Raw genomic sequence first — 20,067 nt, 5'->3', positions numbered from 1 at the left:
TGGCGCGAAGCTGCCAAAGTTGCGGACGGCGGCTGGACGGGGGCCTGGTTGGCACGCAGCGGCGCGCCGATCTTACCGGTGTCCCGTCCGGCGACGACCGAGCCCATGTCTGCACCCGTTGTCGGATGGCCGCGATGGCGTCCAATTGGCGCAAATGGGCCGCCTTCCTCGTTCCGGTTGCGCTCGCGATGGCGCCCATCGCCTGGCAGGAGCTGCGCAAGCCGGACCCGCTTGCAGACGGGCGCTATCTGAGCGCGGCTGATTATGATGTGCCGCTCACCCCGCCACGGGCCGGGGAAGCGGCAGTGCCGATCGGCAATCCGGGCCGGTGGGTGCGTCCGGAGGATTATCCGGCGCGTGCACTGCGCGAGGAACGGCAGGGTGTGACCGAGATCGATCTGCGCATCGATCCGGATGGCAAACCCTTTGCCTGTGCCGTCCGCGTCGGCAGCGGTCACGCCGATCTGGATGAGGCGACCTGCTTTGCTTTGCTGCAGCGGGCACGGTTCGAACCGACACCGAGCGGCGCCTTATGGTCCAACGCCATACGCTGGGAAATTCCGGACTAGGCGTCATGATGGCGGTCCTTGCGCTTAACGCTACGCAGCGCTAGCGTTCCTTATCTGTTCTTCAGGAGTCATGTTTTGGACCCGATCATTACCATCACTGCCGTCATCGTCGCGCTTCTGCTTGGCGCGGTGCTCGGCTGGGCGCTGGCCAAGCGCGGCGGGGACGATGGCAAGGCGGCGCTGGAGCTGCTCCGGTTGCAATTGGACGGCGTGTCGCGCGAGCGTGATGACGCCAAGGCGGAACTCGGCAATGTGCGCGGCGAAATGTCCGGGGTGCGCGCGGAGCTTCAGAATGTGCGGGACCGGGCGGAAGGGGACCGGCATGAGCTGGCCAGCCTGAAAGCCGGGCAGGAGGAACGCGAAAACGCCTATAAGCTACGCCTGCAGGAGCTTCGCGAGATCAATGAGGATGCGAAGAAGGCGCTCAGCGCGCAGTTCAGCGAAATTGGCGGCAAGCTGCTCGGCGAGGCGCAGGAGCGTTTCCTCAAGCGTGCGGACGAACGCTTCAACCAGCAGGGCGACCGCAATGAGGAAAAGATCAAGCAGTTGCTGGCGCCGGTCGGCGAGCGGCTGAAAAGCTATGAGGAGCAGGTCGGCAAGATCGAGAAAGAGCGGACCGAGGCCTATGGCACGCTCACCGGCCTGATCGGCGAGATGAAGGAAGGCCAGCAGCGCGTGCAGAATGAGGCGGCGCGGCTGGTCAACAGCCTGCGCAACGCTCCCAAGGCGCGCGGGCGCTGGGGCGAGCAGCAGCTGAAAAATGTGCTGGAGACCTGCGGACTGGCCGAACATACCGATTTCGTACTGGAACACAGCATAACGACCGAAGACGGTCGGCTGCGGCCGGATGCCGTGGTGAAAATCCCTGGGGGACGATCGCTGGTGATCGATGCCAAGGTGTCGCTCAACGATTATCAGGATGCATTTGGGGCGGAGGATGAAGATACGCGGGCTGCCTTCATGACGCGCCATTGCGTGTCGATGAAGAACCATATCGATGGCCTCAGTCGCAAGGCTTATTGGGATCAGTTCGAAGAATCGCCGGACTTTGTGGTGATGTTCGTGCCGGGCGAACATTTCCTGGCCGCCGCGTTGGAGCATCAACCTGATCTCTGGAATTATGCGTTTGAAAAGAAGATTTTGCTCGCCACACCTACGAACCTGGTTGCGATTGCGCGCACGGTGGCTGACGTGTGGCGGCAGGACGGTCTCGCGCGGGAGGCCAAGCAGATCGGGCAGCTCGGCAAGGAAATGTACGAGCGGTTGGCCACGGCAGCGGAGCATCTGAAACGCATGGGTTCAGGCCTCAACAGCGCGGTCGGCAATTACAACAAGTTCGTCGGCAGTTTTGAGCGCAATGTGCTGGCGACCGGCAGGCGGTTCAGGGATCTGAATATCGAAACCGGAAAGAAGGAACTGGAGGACGTGCCGGAACTCGATGCGTTGCCGCGCTACGGCGAGGTGGAGCAGGCGCAGGACACCAAGGCCGCGGCTGAATAACGCCGAGCCAACCCTCAGCGCCTTCGCGGATCAATAAGCCGGGGTCAGCAACGCTGCCCGGCTATCCGGGGTCGAAAGGATCATGTCGCCATTGGGGGTATAGCGCACCGCGCCGAGGCGGCGATACCGATTGCCGACGGGCTGCGCTTCGGCAGCATCGAGCAGATCTATAAAGGCCCGTTCCTGACCCATCAGACGCGGTTCGCACGCCATCCGCGTGTTGCGGACCGGGCCGAAGCTGATGGCCATGCCATCGCGAACATAATTGGCGGAAAAGCGATTGCAGCCGGTCGTGCCGCTCACGCTGTTGGCGGAGAAATCGAGGGTCGCCTCGGGGCTTTCCACGGGCAAGCCGTTGATGGATACAATGCGCCAGCGCGTGCCGGCCAGGCTTTGCGCGCCATAGGCCTGCCCCGCCTGCGGTGCGGGCGGTGGCGCATTCTCGTCCCCATAATAGCCCGCATCATTGTCCGCAGGGTATCCGCCGCCGGGCGCCTCCGGATAGCCATAGCGATCATTGGCGGGATATTGGCCATAGCCATCGTCATAGCCGCCCGCATTGGGGCCGAAGCCCTGGCAGCCTGACAGCAGAAGCGCGGCGGTGGAGAGCAGGGCGGCGGAGCGGATAGCGGAGAATGATGTCATGGCGCGTAAAACGTTCCGGCTCCGGAACCGTTCCGGCATGCTTCCACGGCATGTTCTGCCGGGTCAGCTACGGCGTAGCTGGTTCAGCACCTCATAGGCCATCACCGCAGTGGCCACGGCGGCGTTCAGGCTGTCGGCCTTGCCCATCATCGGCATGCGTACCAGCAGATCGCAGGCCGCTTCATAATCGTCGGGCAGGCCGCGCGCCTCATTGCCGGTCAGGATGAATACTGGCGGCGCATAACCGGGCGTCTGATAATCGGTCTCGGTCTGCAGACTGGTGCCGACCAGCTGGCCCGGCCCCGCGCGCAGCCAGGCGAGGAAATCGGCGCCATTGGCCCGCGCAATGTGCTGCGTGAACAGCGCGCCCATGCTGGCGCGCACCGACTCGACGGAAAAAGGATCGGTGCAATCATCCAGCAGGATCAGCCCGCCCGCGCCGACCGCATCGCCGGTGCGCAGCATGGTGCCCAGATTGCCCGGATCGCGAATTTCCTGCGCCACCAGCCAGATTGGGGACGCGTTGCGGTCCAGCGCGTCCAGCGCCGTCGGCAGATCGGCAAACACGCCCAGCACCGTCTGCGGATTGGACTTGCCCGAAAGTTTTTCCAGAATATCGACCGAGGTCTCGATCACTTCTCCGCCGCGCGCGTCTACGGCCGCTTCCAGCGCGTCGATCAGCGGATGCGGCTCGGCCCGGTCAGACAGGATCAGCGTTTCGGGTACATGACCGGCTTCCAGCGCCTCGGTCAAAATGCGCAGGCCCTCCGCCAGAAAGCGACCCTCACGGCGGCGGTGCTTCTTGTCGCGCAGGGACCGGATATGTTTGACCGTCGGGTTGGAAAACCCGGTGATGATACGCCGTTCGATCATCGCAGGGCTATTCGCCGAACCCGTCCATCACCAGACCGACCAGCTTGTCGGCAATGCGCTCCGCATCCGGTCCGTCGACGGTGATCTGGATATCGCTGCCCTTGCCGGCCCCCAGCATCATCAGTCCCATGATCGATCCGCCCGGCACGCCATGGCCGTCTTTCGATACCTCGACCGCCACATCGTCCGGCAGCCGCGCGACCAGCCCGACGAACTTGGCGCTGGCCCGCGCGTGCAGGCCCTTGTCATTGCAAATGGTGACGGTGCGCTGGGCATGTTCGCTCATTTATCGGAATCCAGAAGTTCGGATGCAACGGAGATATATTTGCGCCCGGCGTCGCGCGCGGCGGTGATAGCCTCGGCAATCGGCAGATTACGGCGCGCGCTGTCCAGCCGGATCAGCATCGGCAGGTTGACCCCGGCGATCACCTCGATCTTGCCCTTTTCCAGCAGCGAGATCGCAAGGTTGGACGGGGTACCGCCGAATAGATCGGTCAGGATGATGGTGCCCTTGCCGGTGTCGACTTCGGCCACGGCTTCACCGATTTCCCGGCGGCGCATCTCCATATCGTCGTTCGGCCCGATGCAGATGGTGGCAATGCCCTCCTGCCGGCCGACAACATGTTGCATGGCCACGCGAAACTCGGTCGCCAGATTGCCGTGGGTGACCAGGACGATACCGATCATGATGGCTGCATTTCCTTGCTGGGCGGCGAATCGTCATGATCGCCGCGCCGTAGATTTTCCAGGCTGTCGACCGGCCGTGACCCAAGATCGCGATGATCGACCGACGGCGCATAGCCTTGCCCGCGCAACATGTCGGCAAAAACTTCCGTAAAACAGACCGAACGATGCCGGCCACCGGTGCAGCCAAAGGCGATATTCACATAGGCCTTGGCTTCCGCTTCATATTTCGGGAGCAAAAACAGCACCAGATCGCGAATTTTGGCAAAAGCCTCATCGAAGGCGGGATCGGCGATCACATAGTCGCACACCGGCGCATCCTGGCCCGTCTGCGCGCGCAAGTCCGGCACCCAGTGCGGATTGCGCAGGAACCGCAGGTCGAAGATCAGATCGGCATTGTGCGGCACCCCGCGCGAGAAGCCGAAGCTGGTAACCGAAAGGGTGGTGCCGCGCGCATAGCCCTGATCGAAGCGTTCGCGCATCAGGGTCTTGAGGTTGTTGACGGCCAGATTGGTCGTATCGATCACCATGTCCGACCAGCGCCGGAGCGGCTGCATGATCGAGCGTTCCTGGGCGATGCCGTCCGCCGCCGGGCGATCATGCGCCAACGGATGCGGCCGCCGCGTTTCGGCGAACCGGCGGCCAAGCTCGCTTCCCTGACAATCCAGAAATAGCGTCGAGATGGCTATGTCGCCGCTTTCCTGCAGCTTTTTCACCTGCTCGATCAGTTGCTGCGGGCTGAACCCGCGCGTGCGGCTGTCGAACCCCAGCGCCAGCGGCAGATTGCCCTCCGCCTGGCCCTGGCCGCGCGGCATCTTGAGCAGGCGGCCGACCAGACGCAGCGGCAGATTGTCGATCGTCTCCCACCCCAGATCTTCCAGCTGATTAAGCGCGGTGGTCTTGCCCGCGCCAGACAGGCCGGTGACCAGCAGGATCGTGGTGGGGGTGGCAGGCTTGCTCATTCCTCGACCTGTTTAGACGTGCTTGTTGCCGCGTCAACCAGCCCGCGTAGCGCCCATTCCAGCTTGATCGGCGCGCTGCCCTCGAACGGGGCAAGCCGGATGACCGGACGGCGCAGACCCAGCCAGTGGCGATATTCGGCATGGGGCAGGCGCTCCACCGGCTGATCGCAAAGCGCCGCCATCATCATCGGCGCAGCGGCAAGATGGGGGGCGGAAAGCAGGCCGATCCCGCGCAGTTCGATCCGTCCGGACAAGATCCCGGGGCCGAAGAGGAGGAGGGCGTCGTCTTCCCGGCGCAGACAGACCTGATCGTCCGCGATCAGCAGCGCCCCGCGGTCGATCAGCCGCAGCGCCAGATCGGATTTGCCGGAACCGGGCTTTCCCAGCAGCAGCACGCCGCGCCCGTTCAGCGCGATGGCGGTCCCATGGATCTGCTCCTGGCCGGTCATGCTGGCGGATCGGCGCGTGGCAGGCGGATTTCGAAGCAGGCGCCGCCCTGCCGGTCGAACCGGTCGACCGTCTGGATGCTGCCCTGATGACCGTTGATGATCGTGCGCGCGATCGCCAGGCCGAGGCCGCTATGTTTGCCAAAGGCTTCGTCTGCCGGACGGCGGCTGTGAAAGCGTTCGAACACCGCGTCGCGTTGATCGGGCGGCACGCCGGGGCCTTCGTCCATCACCCGGATTACCACCTCGCGGGCGGTTTTGCTGACCAGGATCTCCACCGTGCCGCCGGTGGGTGAGAAGGAGACGGCATTGTCGATCAGATTTTCCAGCACCCGTTCCAGCCGCACATCCTCCCCCATCACCAGCGCCGTGCCGCCGGCGGGGCCGACGAAGCGCAGCGTCACATCCGGATCGGTGGCGCGCTGCCGCCGGGCGTCCAGCAGCTGCGCGACCATCTGCGCCATATCGATCTGATCGAACTTGGCGCGCGACAGTTGCGAATCGACCCGGCTGGCCTCGCTGATATCGCTGATCAACCGGTCCAGCCGCCGCACATCGCTGGACGCGATCTCGAACAGTTGCGCGCGCAAACCCTCATCGGTGACCATCTGGAGGGACTCCAGCGCGGACCGCAGCGAGGCGAGCGGATTTTTCACCTCATGTGCCACATCGGCGGCAAAGGCTTCGGTCGCGTCGATTCGGCCGCGCAGCGCGTTGGACATATCGGACACCGCGCGCGCCAGCATGCCGATCTCGTCGCGGCGGGAGGGCAGGCGAGGGATCGAAACCTCGCGCGCAAAACCGAGCCGTACCTTGACCGCATTGCGCGCCAGCAACCGCAGGGGCCGCACGATCGTACGCGCCAGAAAAAGCGACAGCCAGATCGATACCAGCAGCACCGCGATGGAGAACAGCGTGATCGTGAGCCGCTCCTCGCGGATGATGCCGCGGATATCCGCGGCGCGGGTGGTCAGCAGCAGCGCACCGTCGGCCGTCTGGCGCGCCGCGCTCAGCACATAGGCACCGTCCGGCCCTTGCCGCGCCACGCTTCTGCCGATGTCCGATGCGGCCGCAATTTCCGGCCAGTCATCGGCGCGGTCCGGCTGTGGATCGACATAATCGGGCGGGGCGGGCGATCCCACCAGCGCGTCGGTAACGACATCGATCTCGCGCGCCATGATCCGTCGCAGCGGGATCTGATCACGCTGCGCGACATCATAGGTTGGCGGGGCGAGGAGGAAGCTGTCGGCAATCTTGGCGCCGCTGGCATCATATAGACGCAGTCTGGACTCCAGCGCGACGGCGACTTCGGTCAGATAGGCATCGCGGCGGGATGCGGGCAGCAGCACAAGCGCCTGGGCCACGCTGTCCAGTTCGCGCAGCAGGGCCTGGCTGCGGATCTCCAGCAGCTGCGAGCGATAGCTGTCCAGAAAGAACAATCCGCCAGCCAGCAGCACGATGGCAAAGATATTGACCGCCAGAATGCGCGTGGTGAGCGACATGCGCCGCGACCAGCCCAGCGCTAGGCCGGCCGGCTCATTCGGCTGAGAAGCGATATCCGGCTCCGTACAGCGTATCGATCGCCTCGAACGACGGGTCGACCTCGCGGAATTTGCGGCGCAGGCGCTTGATGTGGCTGTCGATGGTGCGATCATCGACATAGACATCGTCCTGATACGCCGCGTCCATCAGCTGGCTGCGGGTCTTTACCAGGCCGGGCCGGGTGGCGAGCGTCTGCAGGATCAGGAATTCAGTCACGGTCAGGCTGACCGGCTGGTCTTTCCAGCGCACCTCGTGCCGGGCCTCGTCCATCGCCAGATCGCCGCGCTCCATCGGCTCGCCCGCCGCGCCGTCGTCGGGCGCTTCGGCCGCGCGCTGCATATAGTCGACCCTGCGCAGGATGGCCTTGATGCGCGCCAGCAGCAGGCGCTGGGAAAAAGGCTTGGTGATATAATCGTCCGCGCCCATGGCCAGGCCCAGCGCCTCGTCCAGTTCATCATCCTTGGAGGTGAGGAAGATGACCGGAAATTCGCGCTTTTCGCGAATGCGGCGCAGCAGTTCCAGACCGTCCATGCCCGGCATCTTGACGTCCAGCACGGCCAGGTCCGGCGGCGTCTCGACCAGCGCGTCCAGCGCGGCCTGCGGGTCCGAATAGATGCGCGTGACATAGCCTTCGGCCTGGATCGCGATGGAAACCGAGGCGAGGATGTTCTTGTCGTCATCGACCAGCGCGATGGTGGCGGCCATGTCTCGCTTTCATCCCTATCCGGTGTCTTTGCCGCACGAAAACCCGGCACTAATGTTCAGCGCCGATACGCGAAGCCGCACGGGGCTGCAAGCAAAGGTCCGGCTGCGCGAAGTGCAGTATGCACGGTGATGGAACAAGAGGGGCATCGCACAATTGACGCTCCGCGGAAGCTGATCTACGCCATACTCAGACCTCTAATGTTCTGCCAGGTTCGTCGACACCGCATGTCATGCAGGTCGGGCGTGCGTGGCCCATGTCTTAGGAAGAGTATAGGCCCATGACCAAGTCCACGTCCCGATCCCCCAATGTGTCGCTGTCCGATCAGGGGTTTTCCGTTGCGGCCGAGTGCCACTGGAACCTGCAGCGCGGCGCGCTGGTGGAAGCGGCCATCGTTCATGGCGAAGGCCGGCTGGCCAAGGACGGCCCGCTGGTGGTGGAAACCGGCGCGCATACCGGCCGCTCCGCCAAGGACAAGTTCATCGTACGCGATGGCGAGACCGAGGACACGATCTGGTGGGACAATAATGCGTCCATGACGCCGGAGCATTTCGCCAATCTGAAAGAAGATTTTCTCAAGGCGCTGGGTCAGAAGGATCGGCTCTATTGCCAGGACCTGTTCGGCGGATCGCAGCCCGAGCATCGTGTGGCCGTGCGCGTGATCAACGAACTTGCGTGGCATAATCTGTTCATCCGCACGATGCTGTGCCGCCCGACCGAGGACGAGCTGGCCGGTTTCTCCCCCGAATATACCGTGATCGACCTGCCCTCGTTCAAGGCGGACCCGGCGCGTCATGGCACGCGCGGAGAAACGGTGATCGCGGTCAATTTCAGCGAGAAACTGATCCTGATCGGCGGCACCCGTTATGCCGGCGAAATGAAGAAGGGCGTGTTCGGCCTGCTCAACTATCTGCTGCCGCCCAAGAGCGTGATGCCGATGCATTGCAGCGCCAATATCGGGCCGGATGGCGACACCGCCGTGTTCTTCGGTCTCTCCGGCACCGGCAAGACCACGCTGTCCGCCGATGCCAGCCGCACGCTGATCGGCGATGACGAGCATGGCTGGTCCGACAGCGCGGTCTTCAATTTCGAGGGCGGCTGCTATGCCAAGATGATCCGCCTGAGCGAAGAGGCCGAGCCGGAGATTTATGCCACCACCCGCCGGTTCGGCACGGTGCTGGAAAATGTCGTCATGGACGATGAGACCCGCACGCTGGATCTGGACGATGCCAGCCTGGCCGAAAACAGCCGCGGCGCCTATCCGATCGACTTCATTCCCAACACGTCGGAAAACAATCTCGGTCCGGTGCCGAAGAATGTGATCATGCTGACCGCCGACGCTTTTGGCGTACTGCCCCCGATCGCGCGGCTGACGCCGGAGCAGGCCATGTACCACTTCCTGTCGGGCTATACCGCAAAGGTGGCCGGAACAGAGATCGGCGTGACCGAGCCGGAAGCCACCTTCTCCACTTGTTTCGGTGCGCCGTTCATGCCGCGCCACCCCAGCATCTACGGCAATCTGCTGAAGGAGCGGATCGCCAAGGGCGGGGTACAGTGCTGGCTGCTCAACACCGGCTGGACCGGCGGCAAATATGGTACCGGCAGCCGCATGCCGATCAAGGCCACCCGCGCGCTCTTGAACGCGGCGCTCGACGGTAGCCTGAACGATGCCGAATTCCGCACCGATCCGAACTTCGGGTTCGAAGTGCCGATTGCCGTACCGGGCGTCGACAGCACGATCCTCGATCCGCGCGAGACCTGGGCCGACAAGGAAGCCTATGACGATCAGGCGGCCAAGCTGGTCAAGCTGTTCATCGACAATTTCGCGCCATTCGAGGCGCATGTCGATGACGGCGTGAAGGAAGCCGCACCGACCGCGAGCTGAGGAAACGGACGTTCGGGACGCGCCCTAGGCTGCGCGTTCCGGACGTCACCCCACCAAAAGCGTCTGCCGATGCTGCGTTGCAGCGCAGGTTCATCATGCCTATCGTTACGGCATGATCGATGTGCCCTTGCCCGCTATGTTCGACAATTTGCCTGTTACCGTGCGGCATCTGATCGACGTGGCAATTGCCGCCGGCTTGGCCGTTGTGCTGCACGGCGGGTTATTTCGACTGATGCAGCGTTTGACGGCGCGTTCGCAAAGTCGTTCGGACAAGATCGTGCTGCGCCGGTTGAAACAGCCGATCGGCTGGCTGCTCGTGGCGCTGGCGGTCGGCATCGCCCGGCGCGGCTGGCGGCTGAACCAGGATAGCGTCGACATCTGGCATCTGATCGAAGGGCTGATGCTGCCCCTGCTGATCGGCTGGACGCTGATCGCCATCCTGCGGGCCCTGCGCGAGGTGGTCGAGCTGCACGCCGATATCAGCGTGGAAGACAATCTGGAAGCGCGCCGCCGGCGCACCCGCACCGGCATCCTGGTGCGCATCGGCATTTTCCTCATCGTGCTCGTTACCGTCGCGATGATGCTGCTGAGCCTGCCCAGCGTGCGCAGCATCGGCGTCAGCTTGCTCGCTTCGGCTGGGCTGGCCGGTCTGGCGGTCGGCGCGGCGGCGCAGCCTGCGCTCAAAAATCTGATCGCCGGCATCCAGATGGCGTTTACCGAACCGATCCGGATCGACGATGCGGTGATCATCGCGGACGAATGGGGATGGATCGAGGATATCCGGTTGACCTATGTCGTGGTCAAGCTGTGGGACGAGCGCCGCCTGATCGTGCCGGTATCGAAATTCCTGGAAGAGCCGTTTCAGAACTGGACCCGCAAGGGTGCGGGCCTGCTCGGCTCGGTGTTCTTCTATCTCGATCCGACCGCCGATGTGGACCGGCTGCGCGCATATTTCGAAAGCTTCATCGCGGACGAACCGCTGTTCGACGGGCGCGGCAAGGTGGTGCAGGTGACCGATATGACCGCCGACGCGATCGAGCTGCGGATCCTCGCCACTGCCAGCAATTCGCCACGCACCTTCGATCTGCGCTGCGCCATTCGGGAAAAAATGCTCGCCTTCATCCGCGATGAAATGCCCGAAGCGCTCCCCCGGCATCGTGCGCTGGTCGAGCCGGAGGGAGCGTTGCGAACATCGATGACGCCGACTTAATCCTTCAGGTCGGACGATACGCGGCCGCCATGGCTCGCCAGTTCCTGCATCACTTTTTCGTGCAGCCACATGTTCATCTCGGCGCTGCCGTTGCGCTCTCCGGTGTAACCGAGTTCCTGCGCCAGCTCCTTGCGGTTTTCCAGACTGGGATCGATCCCGACGAGCTTCATGAGGTCCACGATCGACGTGCGCCAGTTCAACGTGTCGCTGCCCTGTTTGCTTTCCAGCATCTGTTCCACATCGTCCTGCGATATGGCCTTTTGCACCTGTGGTTGGGCCGGAGCGGTTGCGGGCGTTTTGGCAACCGCAGGATCGGCCGGACGGGGTGCGGTATTGGCGGTGGGGGCGGCCGGCTTGGCGACGGGCTTGTCCTTCTGCCCGAAAATCGCGTCTTTCATCTTGCCGAAAATACTCATCATGCGTCTCCTTCGATGCCCCATTATGGGGGATATCATCGGCAACGCACTGCTGGGTCGGAACGCCCAACAGGAAACGACCGGGCGATGAATTTCAGGGCGAGAGGGCCTCGCCTTCGCGCCCGCATTCAGGCGAGGGAGTAGCCGACCTGCACATTGCCACGGGTCGCCCGGCTGTAGGAACACAGGGCATCGGCCTGTTCGATCAGCATTTCCGCATCACGCCGCTCCATTCTGGGCAGCGAGACCTCCAGATCGACCGTGAGACCGAAACCGCCATCGATGTCCGGGCCGAAGCCGACATGTGCCGTCACCGCCGTGTCCTGCGACACCGGCATGTCGCATCGTCGCCCGGCCGACTTGAGCGCCATCATGAAACAGGAGGCGAATCCGGCTGCAAAGAGCTGGGTGGAATTGGTGCCGGCGCCGCCCGCGCCCCCCAGCTCCTCAGGTGCGGAGAGCTTCAGCCCAATTCGGCCATCTTCCGAACGCACAACGCTATTGCGGCCATCGCTTGCTGTTGCAATAGTTCGGTATCTAACGTCGATCGTCACACCGCACTCCTTAGTTATCGCGATAAAGAACTATAAATCGCGGTGGCGATTGTCCAGAAAATTGTTCGTCAGGCAAATGGCCGCCGGTTGCGGCATCAGAGGGTTTATTCATGGGCCAACGGCTTTCACTCGATCAGCAGCTTTGCTTTTCGCTCTACGCCACGTCGATGGCGGTCAACCGGGTCTATAAGCCGGTGCTGGATCGGCTGGGCATCACCTTTCCGCAGTTGCTGGTTCTGCAGGCCCTGCACGAAACCGACGACGGGATGACCATCGGTGCGATCGCGAAGCGATTGAGCCTCGATTCCAGTACCGTGACACCGCTGGCCAAAAGGCTGGAAAGCGGCGGAATGGTGACCCGGACACGCGATCCCGACGACGAACGGCAGATCATCGTCCGCCTGACCGAACGCGGTCAGGTCCGCTGGGAAGAGACCGAATGCCTGGCCGAAATGGTGGAGGACCGCACCGACATGACCAATGAACGCCTGCAGGAAATCAACGAGGAGGTGAAGGCCTTCCACGATGCCCTGATTTCCGCGGAGGGAAGTAAGGGCGTGGAAGAGGGCGCGGGCTAGATCGGCGCCTTGCGCAAGACCGCAAATTCCAGCGGCGGATCGAGCGGGACGGGATAAGGCTCGGTCTCGCCGGTCGGCGCATAGCCGCGCCGCTTGTAGAAGGCGATGAGCTCCGGCCGCCCGGTGATCACCCACATGGTCATGCTCCGGGCGCCGAATATCTGCGCCGCCTGCGTCTCGGCATGCGCCAGGATCTGTTTGCCCAGTCCGCCCTCCTGGGCCGCCGGATCGACCGTCAACATACCCAGATAGGCCCCGCCGGGCGCGCGGCGCGCGATATGGACCGTGCCGATCAGGCTGCCATCGCGCCAGGCCGTCAGCATTCGGCTGTCGGTCGATGCGATGATCCCGGCCAGTTCTTCGGCGCTGGTGCGCGGGGTGGCGATCAGGTCTGCCTCATGCGTCCATCCCTGCCGGGCCGTCTCTCCGCGATAGGCGCCCTCGATCAGCGCATGCAGCGCCGGGATATCGGATGCATCGGCGGGGCGGAAGGAGAGGGGTGCTGTCATGCGCCGTCTTTTGCCCGCTCGCGCCGGGCGCGCCAAGTCCTGTGTTGGTTCGGTCTGTTGACGGTCTTGGTTGGTTTTCGTCGCAACGGGATCGTTCGCGCGGGATATCCTGTGCGATCTGGGACTGCTCAGGATTCGATCAGGCCTTGCGGTTTTTCCAGCACCAGCACGCCGCCGTCGACATGCAGGACGCGGGCCGTTTCGCCCACGGCCAGATCGGGGCCGCGTGCGGGCCAGACACCGTCGCCAACCTTTACGCGCCCGCCATTGGCGCTGACGGCATCGATCACGGTGACCGAGGTGCCGACCAGCCGGGCCGAGCGGTTGTTGAGATCGGGATCGCTGCTGGCGACCGGATTGCGCTTGTAGACTTGGTTGCCGATCAGGATCGCGGCGAGCAGAAACAGCGCGAACAGGCCGATCTGGAAGACCGGGCCGAAATCATACATCCACGTCGCCACCCCGGTCAGCACGGCGGCGGCGCCGACGAACAGCAGATAGATGCCCGGCACCAGCATTTCCGCCACGACCAGCAGCACGCCGCCGATCATCCACAGCAGATAGGGATCGATATCGTCCATTCGGTCAGCTGCCGCGCGGCCCGTCGCCGGTGGCAAGACCGCCGCCGTCGCGGGTGCGTTCTGCCGCAAACGGGCTGGCGACGATCTGCGATGGCTTTTCCTTGGCCGTGGCTGCATCGGCATGGCCGCCCAGCGCCTCGCGCGCCAGCTCGCCGATACCGCCGATCGTGCCGATTAGCTGCGTCGCCTCCACGGGGAACAGAATGGTCTTGGCGTTGGGCGAGGTGGCAAAGCCGCTGATGGCCTTCACATAATCCTGCGCCACGAAATAGTTGAGCGCCTGCGGATTGCCGTCGCGGATCGCCTCGGACACCACCTGTGTGGCGCGGGCCTCAGCCTCGGCCTCACGCTCGCGCGCTTCGGAATCGCGAAAGGCGGCTTCCCGGCGGCCTTCGGCGGCGAGGATCTTGGACTGCTTCTCACCCTCGGCGCGCAGGATGTTCGACGCCCGGTCGCCCTCGGCGTCCAGAATCTGCGCGCGCTTGATCCGCTCGGCCTTCATCTGGCGGGCCATGGCCTCCACGATATCGGACGGCGGGCGGATATCCTTGATCTCGACGCGCGTGATCTTGACGCCCCAGGGCGTGGTCGCATCGTCGACGACGTGCAGCAGTCGCGCGTTGATCTGATCGCGCTTGGACAGGGTTTCATCGAGGTCCATCGATCCCATCACGGTGCGCAGATTGGTGGTCGTGAGGTTCAGGATCGCATTGTAGAGGTCGGACACTTCATAGGCCGCCTTGGGGGCATCGAGCACCTGGAAGAACACCACGCCGTCACACTGGATCATGGCGTTGTCCTTGGTGATGATCTCCTGGCCCGGAATGTCGAGCACCTGTTCCATCATGTTCACCTTGCGGCCGACGCCGTAGAAAAAGGGCGGCACGAAGACGAGGCCGGGGGTGGCGGTGGTGGTGTAGCGGCCGAAATGCTCGATAGTGTAATGGAAACCCTGATGGACGATCTTCACGCCCATCAATCCATAGACCAGAACCAGAAGCGCGATGGCGCCAACCAGATAGATCACCCGTAATTCCTCCCTTTGCGACGCCCATGTTTTGCGGCAAAGGGTGCCGCAAGGGAAGCTTTATTCGACCAAAGACGGTGCAGGAGCGACGATGTGGCAATGACGGTTCGGCTCCAGCATGTGCGTTCGGCGCTGTTCGTGCCCGGCGGGCGGCAAGGCGCGCTGGACAAGGCGGCGGGGCTGGCGGCGGACATGATCGTGGTCGATCTGGAAGACGCCGTTGCGCCCGATGCCAAGCGCGATGCCCGCGCCATCGCCGCCGGGGCCATCCGCGCCGGCTTTGGCGGTGACAAGCTGATCGCGCTGCGCATCAACGGTGTGGGGACGGACTGGCAACATGGCGATCTGGCGCTGCTGGCGGATCTGCCGCTGGACTATGTCGTGCTGCCCAAGGTGGAGGCACCCGCCACGGTCGATGCGCTGAACGGGCGGCTGGCCGTGCCCCTGCTGGCGATGATCGAGACGGCAGCGGCGGTGTATGAAGCGCGCGCTATCGCGGCAATGGAGCCGGTCGCCGGGCTGCTGGCGGGCACCAATGATCTGGCGCTCGATCTGGGCGTGCAGGCCGGGCCGAACCGCGAGGGGCTGGAAATGGCCCTGCAGCAGATTGTGCTGGCGGGCGCGGCGGCAAAGAAGCCGGTGTTCGACGGGGTGTGCAACCGCCTGGACGATGCGGAGATGCTGGAGCGGCAATGCCGCCAGGGCCGCGCTTATGGTTTTGCCGGCAAGACGCTGATCCATCCTGCCCAGATCGATACCACCAACCGCCTGTTCGCGCCGGACGAGGCTGCGCTGGAACGGGCCGCTGCGCTGATCGCGGCGGCGCAGGGCGGGGCAGTGCGCTTTCGCGGCGAGATGATCGAGGACCTGCATGTGGTGGAGGCGACGAAACTGCTCGCCCGCGCCGGACAGGCACCGATGCCGCACGCGGACGACCAGCGATGAGGCGCGCCGCGGCGTCCCTCGCTATCACTGGCCTGCTGCTGGGAACAGCGTTGCCGGCGGCTGCCGAGACTGCGCCGGCACCGACGTCGATCACGCCGGACGATCTGCGCCCGCATATCGCCTATCTGGCAAGCGACGAGCTGGAAGGCCGCGCGCCCGATAGCGAGGGTGGGCGCAAGGCGGTCTATTACATCGCCAGCCAGTGGAGCGCCGCCGGGCTGCAACCGGGCGCGGCGGGCGACAGCTGGTATGCGCCGGTGGACATGGTCACGGTCAAACCGCTGACCGGCAGCATGCAGTTCCACACAAGCGACGGCAAGACGGTGCCGACCCCGGAACGGATGCTGCTATTGTCGGGCCGGGATCGCAGTGCGGCGCTGCAGCGCGTGCCGCTGGTCTTTACGGGCTATGGTATCGCCGCGGATGCCGCCGCGCCCGATCTGTCGGGCAAGCTTGCGGTGATGCTGGCCGATCATGCGCCGGGCGAGCATCGCGATCTGGCCGCGCGCGCGGCGGCGCTGGCGGCCGCGGGCGCCAGCGGCGTGGTGCTGATCTTCGATCCCGGCGATCCGGTGTCCCGCCTGCGTGGCGGCTGGTATCGCCAGACCAGCATGCTGCTGGCCGATCAGGCGCGCCAGCCGGCCTTTTACGGCGGCATGAGCGACGATGCGGCGAGGCGGCTGTTCGCGGCCACGGGCGATACCCTGGCCGAGGCGCGCCTGCGGGCCGAAGCCGATCCAGCGCTGGCCGAGCCGATGGCGCTGACCGCCGATTTGTCCGCCAGCAGCGACGTCGCGCGCCTGTCGAGCTATAATGTCATCGGCAAACTGCCCGGCACCGATCCAAAGTCCGGCGCGGTGCTGATGCTCGCGCATTGGGACCATCTCGGCATCTGTCGCAGCCCGGAGGCGGCCGACCGCATCTGCAATGGCGCAGTGGACAATGCCAGCGGCGTCGCCGTGCTGATCGAGGTCGCCAGGCGCTTTGCCCAGGCCCCCCGGCTGGACCGCGATATCTATGTCCTTGCTACCACCGGAGAGGAAATGGGGCTGCTCGGTGCCAAAGCCTTTGTGGAAGAGCCGCCGGTACCGCTCGACCGAATCGTTGCCGCGCTCAATCTCGATACGCTCGCGATCGGCCCGGCGGGCAGCCCGCTGGCGATCATCGGGCGCGGCGAAACCCCCATCGCGAGCGATGTCGCCAAGGTGGCGCAGGCGCTCGGCCGCCAAATCGACGCGGACGACGACGCCAATGCCTATATCAAGCGGCAGGATGGCTGGGCGCTGCTGGAACAAGGCGTGCCGACCGTGATGGCCAATGGCGCCTTTTCGGACAGCGCGCAGCTCAACGCCTTTATCTCCGGCGCCTATCACGGGCCGGATGACGCGTTGACCGATGCCACCGAACTGGGCGGCGCGGCGGAGGATGCCGATCTGCACGTGGCGCTGGGCCGCTATTTCGGCGACAAGCAGCGCTATCCGGCGCGGGGTCGTGGCGAACCGCCCAAGCGCTGATCGCCCGCTGCCTGTCCAACTTGGGGTTGTGCCCGTAAGATCGTGCATCGGCCGACAGCAGCACTGGCGAAACGGCGCGCCTGCCGTTACATGGGCTGCCACGAATCCTCCGGCAGGCAGCACCCAACATGATTGATATCCCCCTTGGTCTCACCTTCGACGACGTATTGCTGCAGCCAGCTGCGTCCGATCTGGTGCCGAGCCAGGCCGACACGCGCACGCACATCACCAAGGCGATCGAGCTGAACATTCCGGTGTTGTCCGCCGCGATGGACACGGTGACCGAGGCGCAGATGGCGATCGTGATGGCGCAGATGGGCGGCCTGGGCGTGCTCCATCGCAATCTGTCGATCGAGGAGCAGTGCCTTGCGGTGCGGCAGGTGAAACGCTTCGAATCGGGCATGGTGGTGAACCCCATCACCATCCAGCCGGAAGCGACCCTGGCGCAGGCGCAGGCGATCATGGCGGAAAATCACATATCCGGCATTCCGGTGGTGGAAAAGGACGGCAAGCTGGTCGGCATCGTGACCAATCGCGATGTGCGTTTCGCCGCCAATCCCGATCAGCCGGTGGCCGAGCTGATGACGGCGGACAATCTGGCCGTCGTGCCAGCCGGTGTGACGCAGGAAGAGGCCAAGCGCCAGTTGCATCAGCGCCGCATCGAGAAACTGCTGGTGGTGGACGATCAGTATCGCTGCGTCGGCCTGATCACGGTCAAGGATATCGAGAAGGCGGTGATGAATCCGGAAGCGACCAAGGACGGTACGGGCCGCCTGCGCGTCGCCGCCGCCACCACCGTGGGCGACAAGGGACTGGACCGCACCCGCGCCCTGATCGAGGCGGGCTGCGACGTCATTATCGTCGATACCGCGCACGGCCATAGCAAGATGGTCGGCGAGGCGGTGGCCGCGATCAAGAAGATGTCGAACGAGGTTCAGGTGGTCGCCGGAAATGTTGCGACCGCCGATGCCACCAGGGCGTTGATCGATTCCGGCGCGGACGGCGTGAAGGTCGGCATCGGGCCGGGCTCGATCTGCACCACCCGTGTGGTCGCCGGTGTCGGCGTGCCGCAGCTTACCGCTATTCTGGAATGTGCCGAAGAAGGCCAGAAGCATGGCGTGCCCATCATCGCCGATGGCGGCCTGCGTACATCGGGCGATGTCGCCAAGGCGCTGGCCGCCGGGGCGTCCTGCGTCATGGTCGGCTCATTGCTGGCCGGGACCGAGGAAGCGCCGGGCGAAACCTTTCTCTATCAGGGCCGCAGCTACAAGAGCTATCGCGGCATGGGCTCGGTCAGCGCCATGGCGCGCGGCTCGGCCGACCGCTATTTCCAGCAGGATATCAAGGATCAGATGAAGCTGGTGCCCGAAGGCATCGAAGGGCAGGTGCCATATAAAGGCACCGCGCGCGACGTGATCCACCAGCTGGTCGGCGGCGTGAAGGCGGCGATGGGCTATACCGGAAGCCACACGATCCCCGATCTGCGCAAGGCCCGCATGGTCCGCATCACCAATGCCGGCCTGCAGGAAAGCCACGTCCACGATGTGGCCATCACCCGCGAAGCCCCCAACTACCCGACGCGGTAAAGCGTGCCTCGCATATCCGCATCAAGCGACGGCCAAGGTCGATAGTTCGATCAAATTTCCGGGCGTCGCATTGTATTGAGCGGGACCTTGGCGGCTTTGTCTTGCCAAGCCCGGTCTTTTCACGGGGGCGATGAACTGTTAGATCCTGTAAATACACGTTGCTGCAAGCGGCCATAGAGATATCCCTCACGGCGCGTTTTCAGTCACTCAGTAAAAAGGCCGGTTTGTGGAAACATTTTGGGATTGGATCACGGTTTTCGCCTTTGCGGGCCTGCTGACCTTATTGATGCAGCGATCATCCGAAGATGAACCTCGGGACAAGCTTTGGCAGTATATTCCGCCGGCTGTAGGATGCGCCGTGGCCAATTACGTCGGTAATGAAGGCTATGACATTGTAGCGGCGATCATTCTCGGCTCCGTAATTGGGTATATTTTCATTGTTTTGAAGGTGAAGTTGCCCTTTTTGCGGCAATGATCGTCCTGGCTGCGCTTGCTTGGACATCGTCCAGAATGTCGGCTGAAGGATCTAATGCAGCCTGAGTGATTTCATCTGCCTGCAGCGTTTCTGCTGCGCAGTTCTGCTGCACGCACACCGCATCTTAACCACCAGTCTGTAATATCTGCAGATGTACAAAATTTCGACACTGACGAAGATTGATGATCTCGGCGGTCAAAGCTCTGTTGATCTCGCAGGCCCTTCGAACCGGCGCGATGCGAAGCGCCGCCGACTGCGCTTGCAAGCTACGACAAGGTCATATGGGAATACTGAAATTCCCATCATCATTCGCAACATTTCGTTCCGCGGTTTGCTCCTGGAAACCGAGTCGTCGAATTTGAGCGTGAAAGACCGAGTCGAAATAAATCTTCCCGACGTCGGCGCTGTAGCAGCCTGTGTCGTGTGGCAAAGCGGACCGTTCGTTGGGTGCGAATTTTTCGATCCGATTTCAAAAAGCGACATCAGCACGATGTTGCTCAAGTCGCCACCCACAAAAGATTTGCCAACCGCGGAAAAAGACTCGATCGAAACTGCGCCCATCTATGACAAAAATCGCCCGATCGAGCCTGCGATCAATTTTTCGGCGGCTTTTACGATCGCGTTAGTTCTTTGGGCGCTAATAGCGGCTGTCGCTTACGTTCTGATCTCGGGATAAGTTTAGCATCGCCGATTGCGTCACTTGGCCTACTCAAGTGATTTAAGCCGCCACGTGGACTGCGGGCACATGACCTGCAACAGGCCAAAGAAGACAAGCGGGCATATCAGCGATTACCCAGCATCAGAGCATATGGCTGTCTCGAATTGGCCACGATAAATTGTGGAACGTTAACACCCGCTAGACG

General features: G+C 63.6%; 23 protein-coding genes. 10 read left to right on the top strand and 13 right to left on the bottom strand.

The features are described 5' to 3' along the window. The first annotated feature begins 134 nt into the window (after nucleotides 1-134). Nucleotides 135-569, top strand: a complete 435-nt coding sequence (locus G410_RS15760) for an energy transducer TonB (protein WP_162604075.1) — start codon at nucleotides 135-137, stop codon at nucleotides 567-569. Nucleotides 570-653: 84 nt separating this feature from the next. Continuing rightward, nucleotides 654-2,069, top strand: coding sequence for a DNA recombination protein RmuC (locus G410_RS0105225; RefSeq protein WP_425411245.1), 1,416 nt, complete (start codon nucleotides 654-656; stop codon nucleotides 2,067-2,069). A 30-nt stretch (nucleotides 2,070-2,099) separates the two neighbouring features. Here the strand turns inward: G410_RS0105225 and G410_RS17340 are convergent, their stop codons facing one another. The 8 genes from G410_RS17340 to G410_RS0105185 all read right to left on the bottom strand — a co-directional run bounded on the left by G410_RS17340 (nucleotide 2,100) and on the right by G410_RS0105185 (nucleotide 7,926). Further along, nucleotides 2,100-2,714, bottom strand: a complete 615-nt coding sequence (locus tag G410_RS17340; protein WP_022672597.1) for an META domain-containing protein — start codon at nucleotides 2,712-2,714, stop codon at nucleotides 2,100-2,102. A 63-nt stretch (nucleotides 2,715-2,777) separates the two neighbouring features. Continuing rightward, a complete protein-coding gene (locus tag G410_RS0105215; protein ID WP_022672596.1) occupies nucleotides 2,778-3,587 on the bottom strand; it encodes a TrmH family RNA methyltransferase in 810 nt (269 codons plus the stop codon). A gap of 7 nt (nucleotides 3,588-3,594) precedes the next feature. After that, nucleotides 3,595-3,873: an HPr family phosphocarrier protein gene (locus tag G410_RS0105210; protein WP_022672595.1), complete on the bottom strand. Its 279-nt coding sequence runs from the start codon at nucleotides 3,871-3,873 to the stop codon at nucleotides 3,595-3,597. After that, on the bottom strand, nucleotides 3,870-4,274 hold the full coding sequence (locus G410_RS0105205; protein ID WP_022672594.1) for a PTS sugar transporter subunit IIA: 405 nt from the start codon (nucleotides 4,272-4,274) through the stop codon (nucleotides 3,870-3,872). Before G410_RS0105205 ends, G410_RS0105210 begins: the two co-directional genes overlap by 4 nt. Continuing rightward, nucleotides 4,271-5,233, bottom strand: coding sequence for an RNase adapter RapZ (gene rapZ, locus G410_RS15750; RefSeq protein WP_022672593.1), 963 nt, complete (start codon nucleotides 5,231-5,233; stop codon nucleotides 4,271-4,273). Before rapZ ends, G410_RS0105205 begins: the two co-directional genes overlap by 4 nt. Beyond that, entirely contained in the window at nucleotides 5,230-5,682 is a 453-nt protein-coding gene (locus tag G410_RS0105195; RefSeq protein ID WP_022672592.1) for an HPr kinase/phosphorylase, read from the bottom strand. Before G410_RS0105195 ends, rapZ begins: the two co-directional genes overlap by 4 nt. Then, nucleotides 5,679-7,181 carry an ATP-binding protein gene (locus G410_RS0105190; RefSeq protein ID WP_084488988.1) on the bottom strand — a complete coding sequence of 501 codons (1,503 nt, stop codon included), beginning with the start codon at nucleotides 7,179-7,181 and terminating at the stop codon, nucleotides 5,679-5,681. Before G410_RS0105190 ends, G410_RS0105195 begins: the two co-directional genes overlap by 4 nt. Before the next feature lie 34 nt (nucleotides 7,182-7,215). Next, nucleotides 7,216-7,926, bottom strand: coding sequence for a response regulator transcription factor (locus tag G410_RS0105185; RefSeq protein WP_022672590.1), 711 nt, complete (start codon nucleotides 7,924-7,926; stop codon nucleotides 7,216-7,218). A gap of 278 nt (nucleotides 7,927-8,204) precedes the next feature. Between G410_RS0105185 and G410_RS0105180 the strand changes: the two genes are divergently transcribed. Together G410_RS0105180 and G410_RS0105175 are read left to right on the top strand one after the other, a co-directional pair. Continuing rightward, the gene (locus G410_RS0105180) at nucleotides 8,205-9,809 is read left to right on the top strand and encodes a phosphoenolpyruvate carboxykinase (protein WP_022672589.1); all 1,605 of its coding nucleotides are present in this window, start codon (nucleotides 8,205-8,207) and stop codon (nucleotides 9,807-9,809) included. A gap of 112 nt (nucleotides 9,810-9,921) precedes the next feature. Next, nucleotides 9,922-11,019 carry a mechanosensitive ion channel family protein gene (locus G410_RS0105175; protein WP_022672588.1) on the top strand — a complete coding sequence of 366 codons (1,098 nt, stop codon included), beginning with the start codon at nucleotides 9,922-9,924 and terminating at the stop codon, nucleotides 11,017-11,019. Here G410_RS0105175 and G410_RS0105170 read toward each other — a convergent pair. Continuing rightward, a complete protein-coding gene (locus G410_RS0105170) occupies nucleotides 11,016-11,438 on the bottom strand; it encodes a DUF3597 family protein (protein ID WP_022672587.1) in 423 nt (140 codons plus the stop codon). The two genes, G410_RS0105175 and G410_RS0105170, sit on opposite strands and share 4 nt — an antisense overlap. Nucleotides 11,439-11,563: 125 nt before the next feature. Beyond that, on the bottom strand, nucleotides 11,564-11,989 hold the full coding sequence (locus tag G410_RS0105165) for an Ohr family peroxiredoxin (protein WP_022672586.1): 426 nt from the start codon (nucleotides 11,987-11,989) through the stop codon (nucleotides 11,564-11,566). Nucleotides 11,990-12,099: 110 nt separating this feature from the next. Here G410_RS0105165 and G410_RS0105160 point away from each other — a divergent pair, with 110 nt between their 5' ends. After that, the gene (locus tag G410_RS0105160) at nucleotides 12,100-12,567 is read left to right on the top strand and encodes a MarR family winged helix-turn-helix transcriptional regulator (RefSeq protein WP_022672585.1); all 468 of its coding nucleotides are present in this window, start codon (nucleotides 12,100-12,102) and stop codon (nucleotides 12,565-12,567) included. On the opposite strand, the gene G410_RS0105155 is transcribed toward G410_RS0105160, so the two are convergent. From G410_RS0105155 to G410_RS15745, 3 genes are all read right to left on the bottom strand, one after another. Continuing rightward, nucleotides 12,564-13,076, bottom strand: a complete 513-nt coding sequence (locus G410_RS0105155) for a GNAT family N-acetyltransferase (RefSeq protein WP_022672584.1) — start codon at nucleotides 13,074-13,076, stop codon at nucleotides 12,564-12,566. The genes G410_RS0105160 and G410_RS0105155 overlap by 4 nt on opposite strands. A gap of 128 nt (nucleotides 13,077-13,204) precedes the next feature. After that, a complete protein-coding gene (locus G410_RS0105150; protein WP_022672583.1) occupies nucleotides 13,205-13,657 on the bottom strand; it encodes an NfeD family protein in 453 nt (150 codons plus the stop codon). A gap of 4 nt (nucleotides 13,658-13,661) precedes the next feature. Beyond that, on the bottom strand, nucleotides 13,662-14,633 hold the full coding sequence (locus tag G410_RS15745; RefSeq protein WP_084489033.1) for an SPFH domain-containing protein: 972 nt from the start codon (nucleotides 14,631-14,633) through the stop codon (nucleotides 13,662-13,664). A 150-nt stretch (nucleotides 14,634-14,783) separates the two neighbouring features. Here G410_RS15745 and G410_RS0105140 point away from each other — a divergent pair, with 150 nt between their 5' ends. The 5 genes from G410_RS0105140 (at nucleotide 14,784) to G410_RS0105120 (ending at nucleotide 19,880) form a co-directional block, all read left to right on the top strand. Next, entirely contained in the window at nucleotides 14,784-15,629 is an 846-nt protein-coding gene (locus G410_RS0105140; protein WP_022672581.1) for an HpcH/HpaI aldolase/citrate lyase family protein, read from the top strand. Beyond that, nucleotides 15,626-17,143: a M20/M25/M40 family metallo-hydrolase gene (locus G410_RS0105135; protein ID WP_022672580.1), complete on the top strand. Its 1,518-nt coding sequence runs from the start codon at nucleotides 15,626-15,628 to the stop codon at nucleotides 17,141-17,143. Before G410_RS0105140 ends, G410_RS0105135 begins: the two co-directional genes overlap by 4 nt. A 131-nt stretch (nucleotides 17,144-17,274) precedes the next feature. Further along, nucleotides 17,275-18,729: an IMP dehydrogenase gene (gene guaB / locus G410_RS0105130; RefSeq protein ID WP_028971091.1), complete on the top strand. Its 1,455-nt coding sequence runs from the start codon at nucleotides 17,275-17,277 to the stop codon at nucleotides 18,727-18,729. 226 nt (nucleotides 18,730-18,955) lie between these two features. Next, a complete protein-coding gene (locus tag G410_RS0105125; protein ID WP_022672578.1) occupies nucleotides 18,956-19,204 on the top strand; it encodes an XrtV sorting system accessory protein in 249 nt (82 codons plus the stop codon). A 151-nt stretch (nucleotides 19,205-19,355) separates the two neighbouring features. Then, complete coding sequence (locus G410_RS0105120) at nucleotides 19,356-19,880, top strand: PilZ domain-containing protein (protein ID WP_022672577.1); 525 nt, start codon at nucleotides 19,356-19,358, stop codon at nucleotides 19,878-19,880. The last annotated feature ends 187 nt before the right edge of the window (nucleotides 19,881-20,067 follow it).

The organism is Novosphingopyxis baekryungensis DSM 16222 (genome assembly GCF_000420305.1).
GTDB classification, from domain to species: domain Bacteria; phylum Pseudomonadota; class Alphaproteobacteria; order Sphingomonadales; family Sphingomonadaceae; genus Novosphingopyxis; species Novosphingopyxis baekryungensis.
Note: the sequence above shows the minus strand (reverse complement) of the source record. Positions and strands in the feature narration are given on the sequence as shown.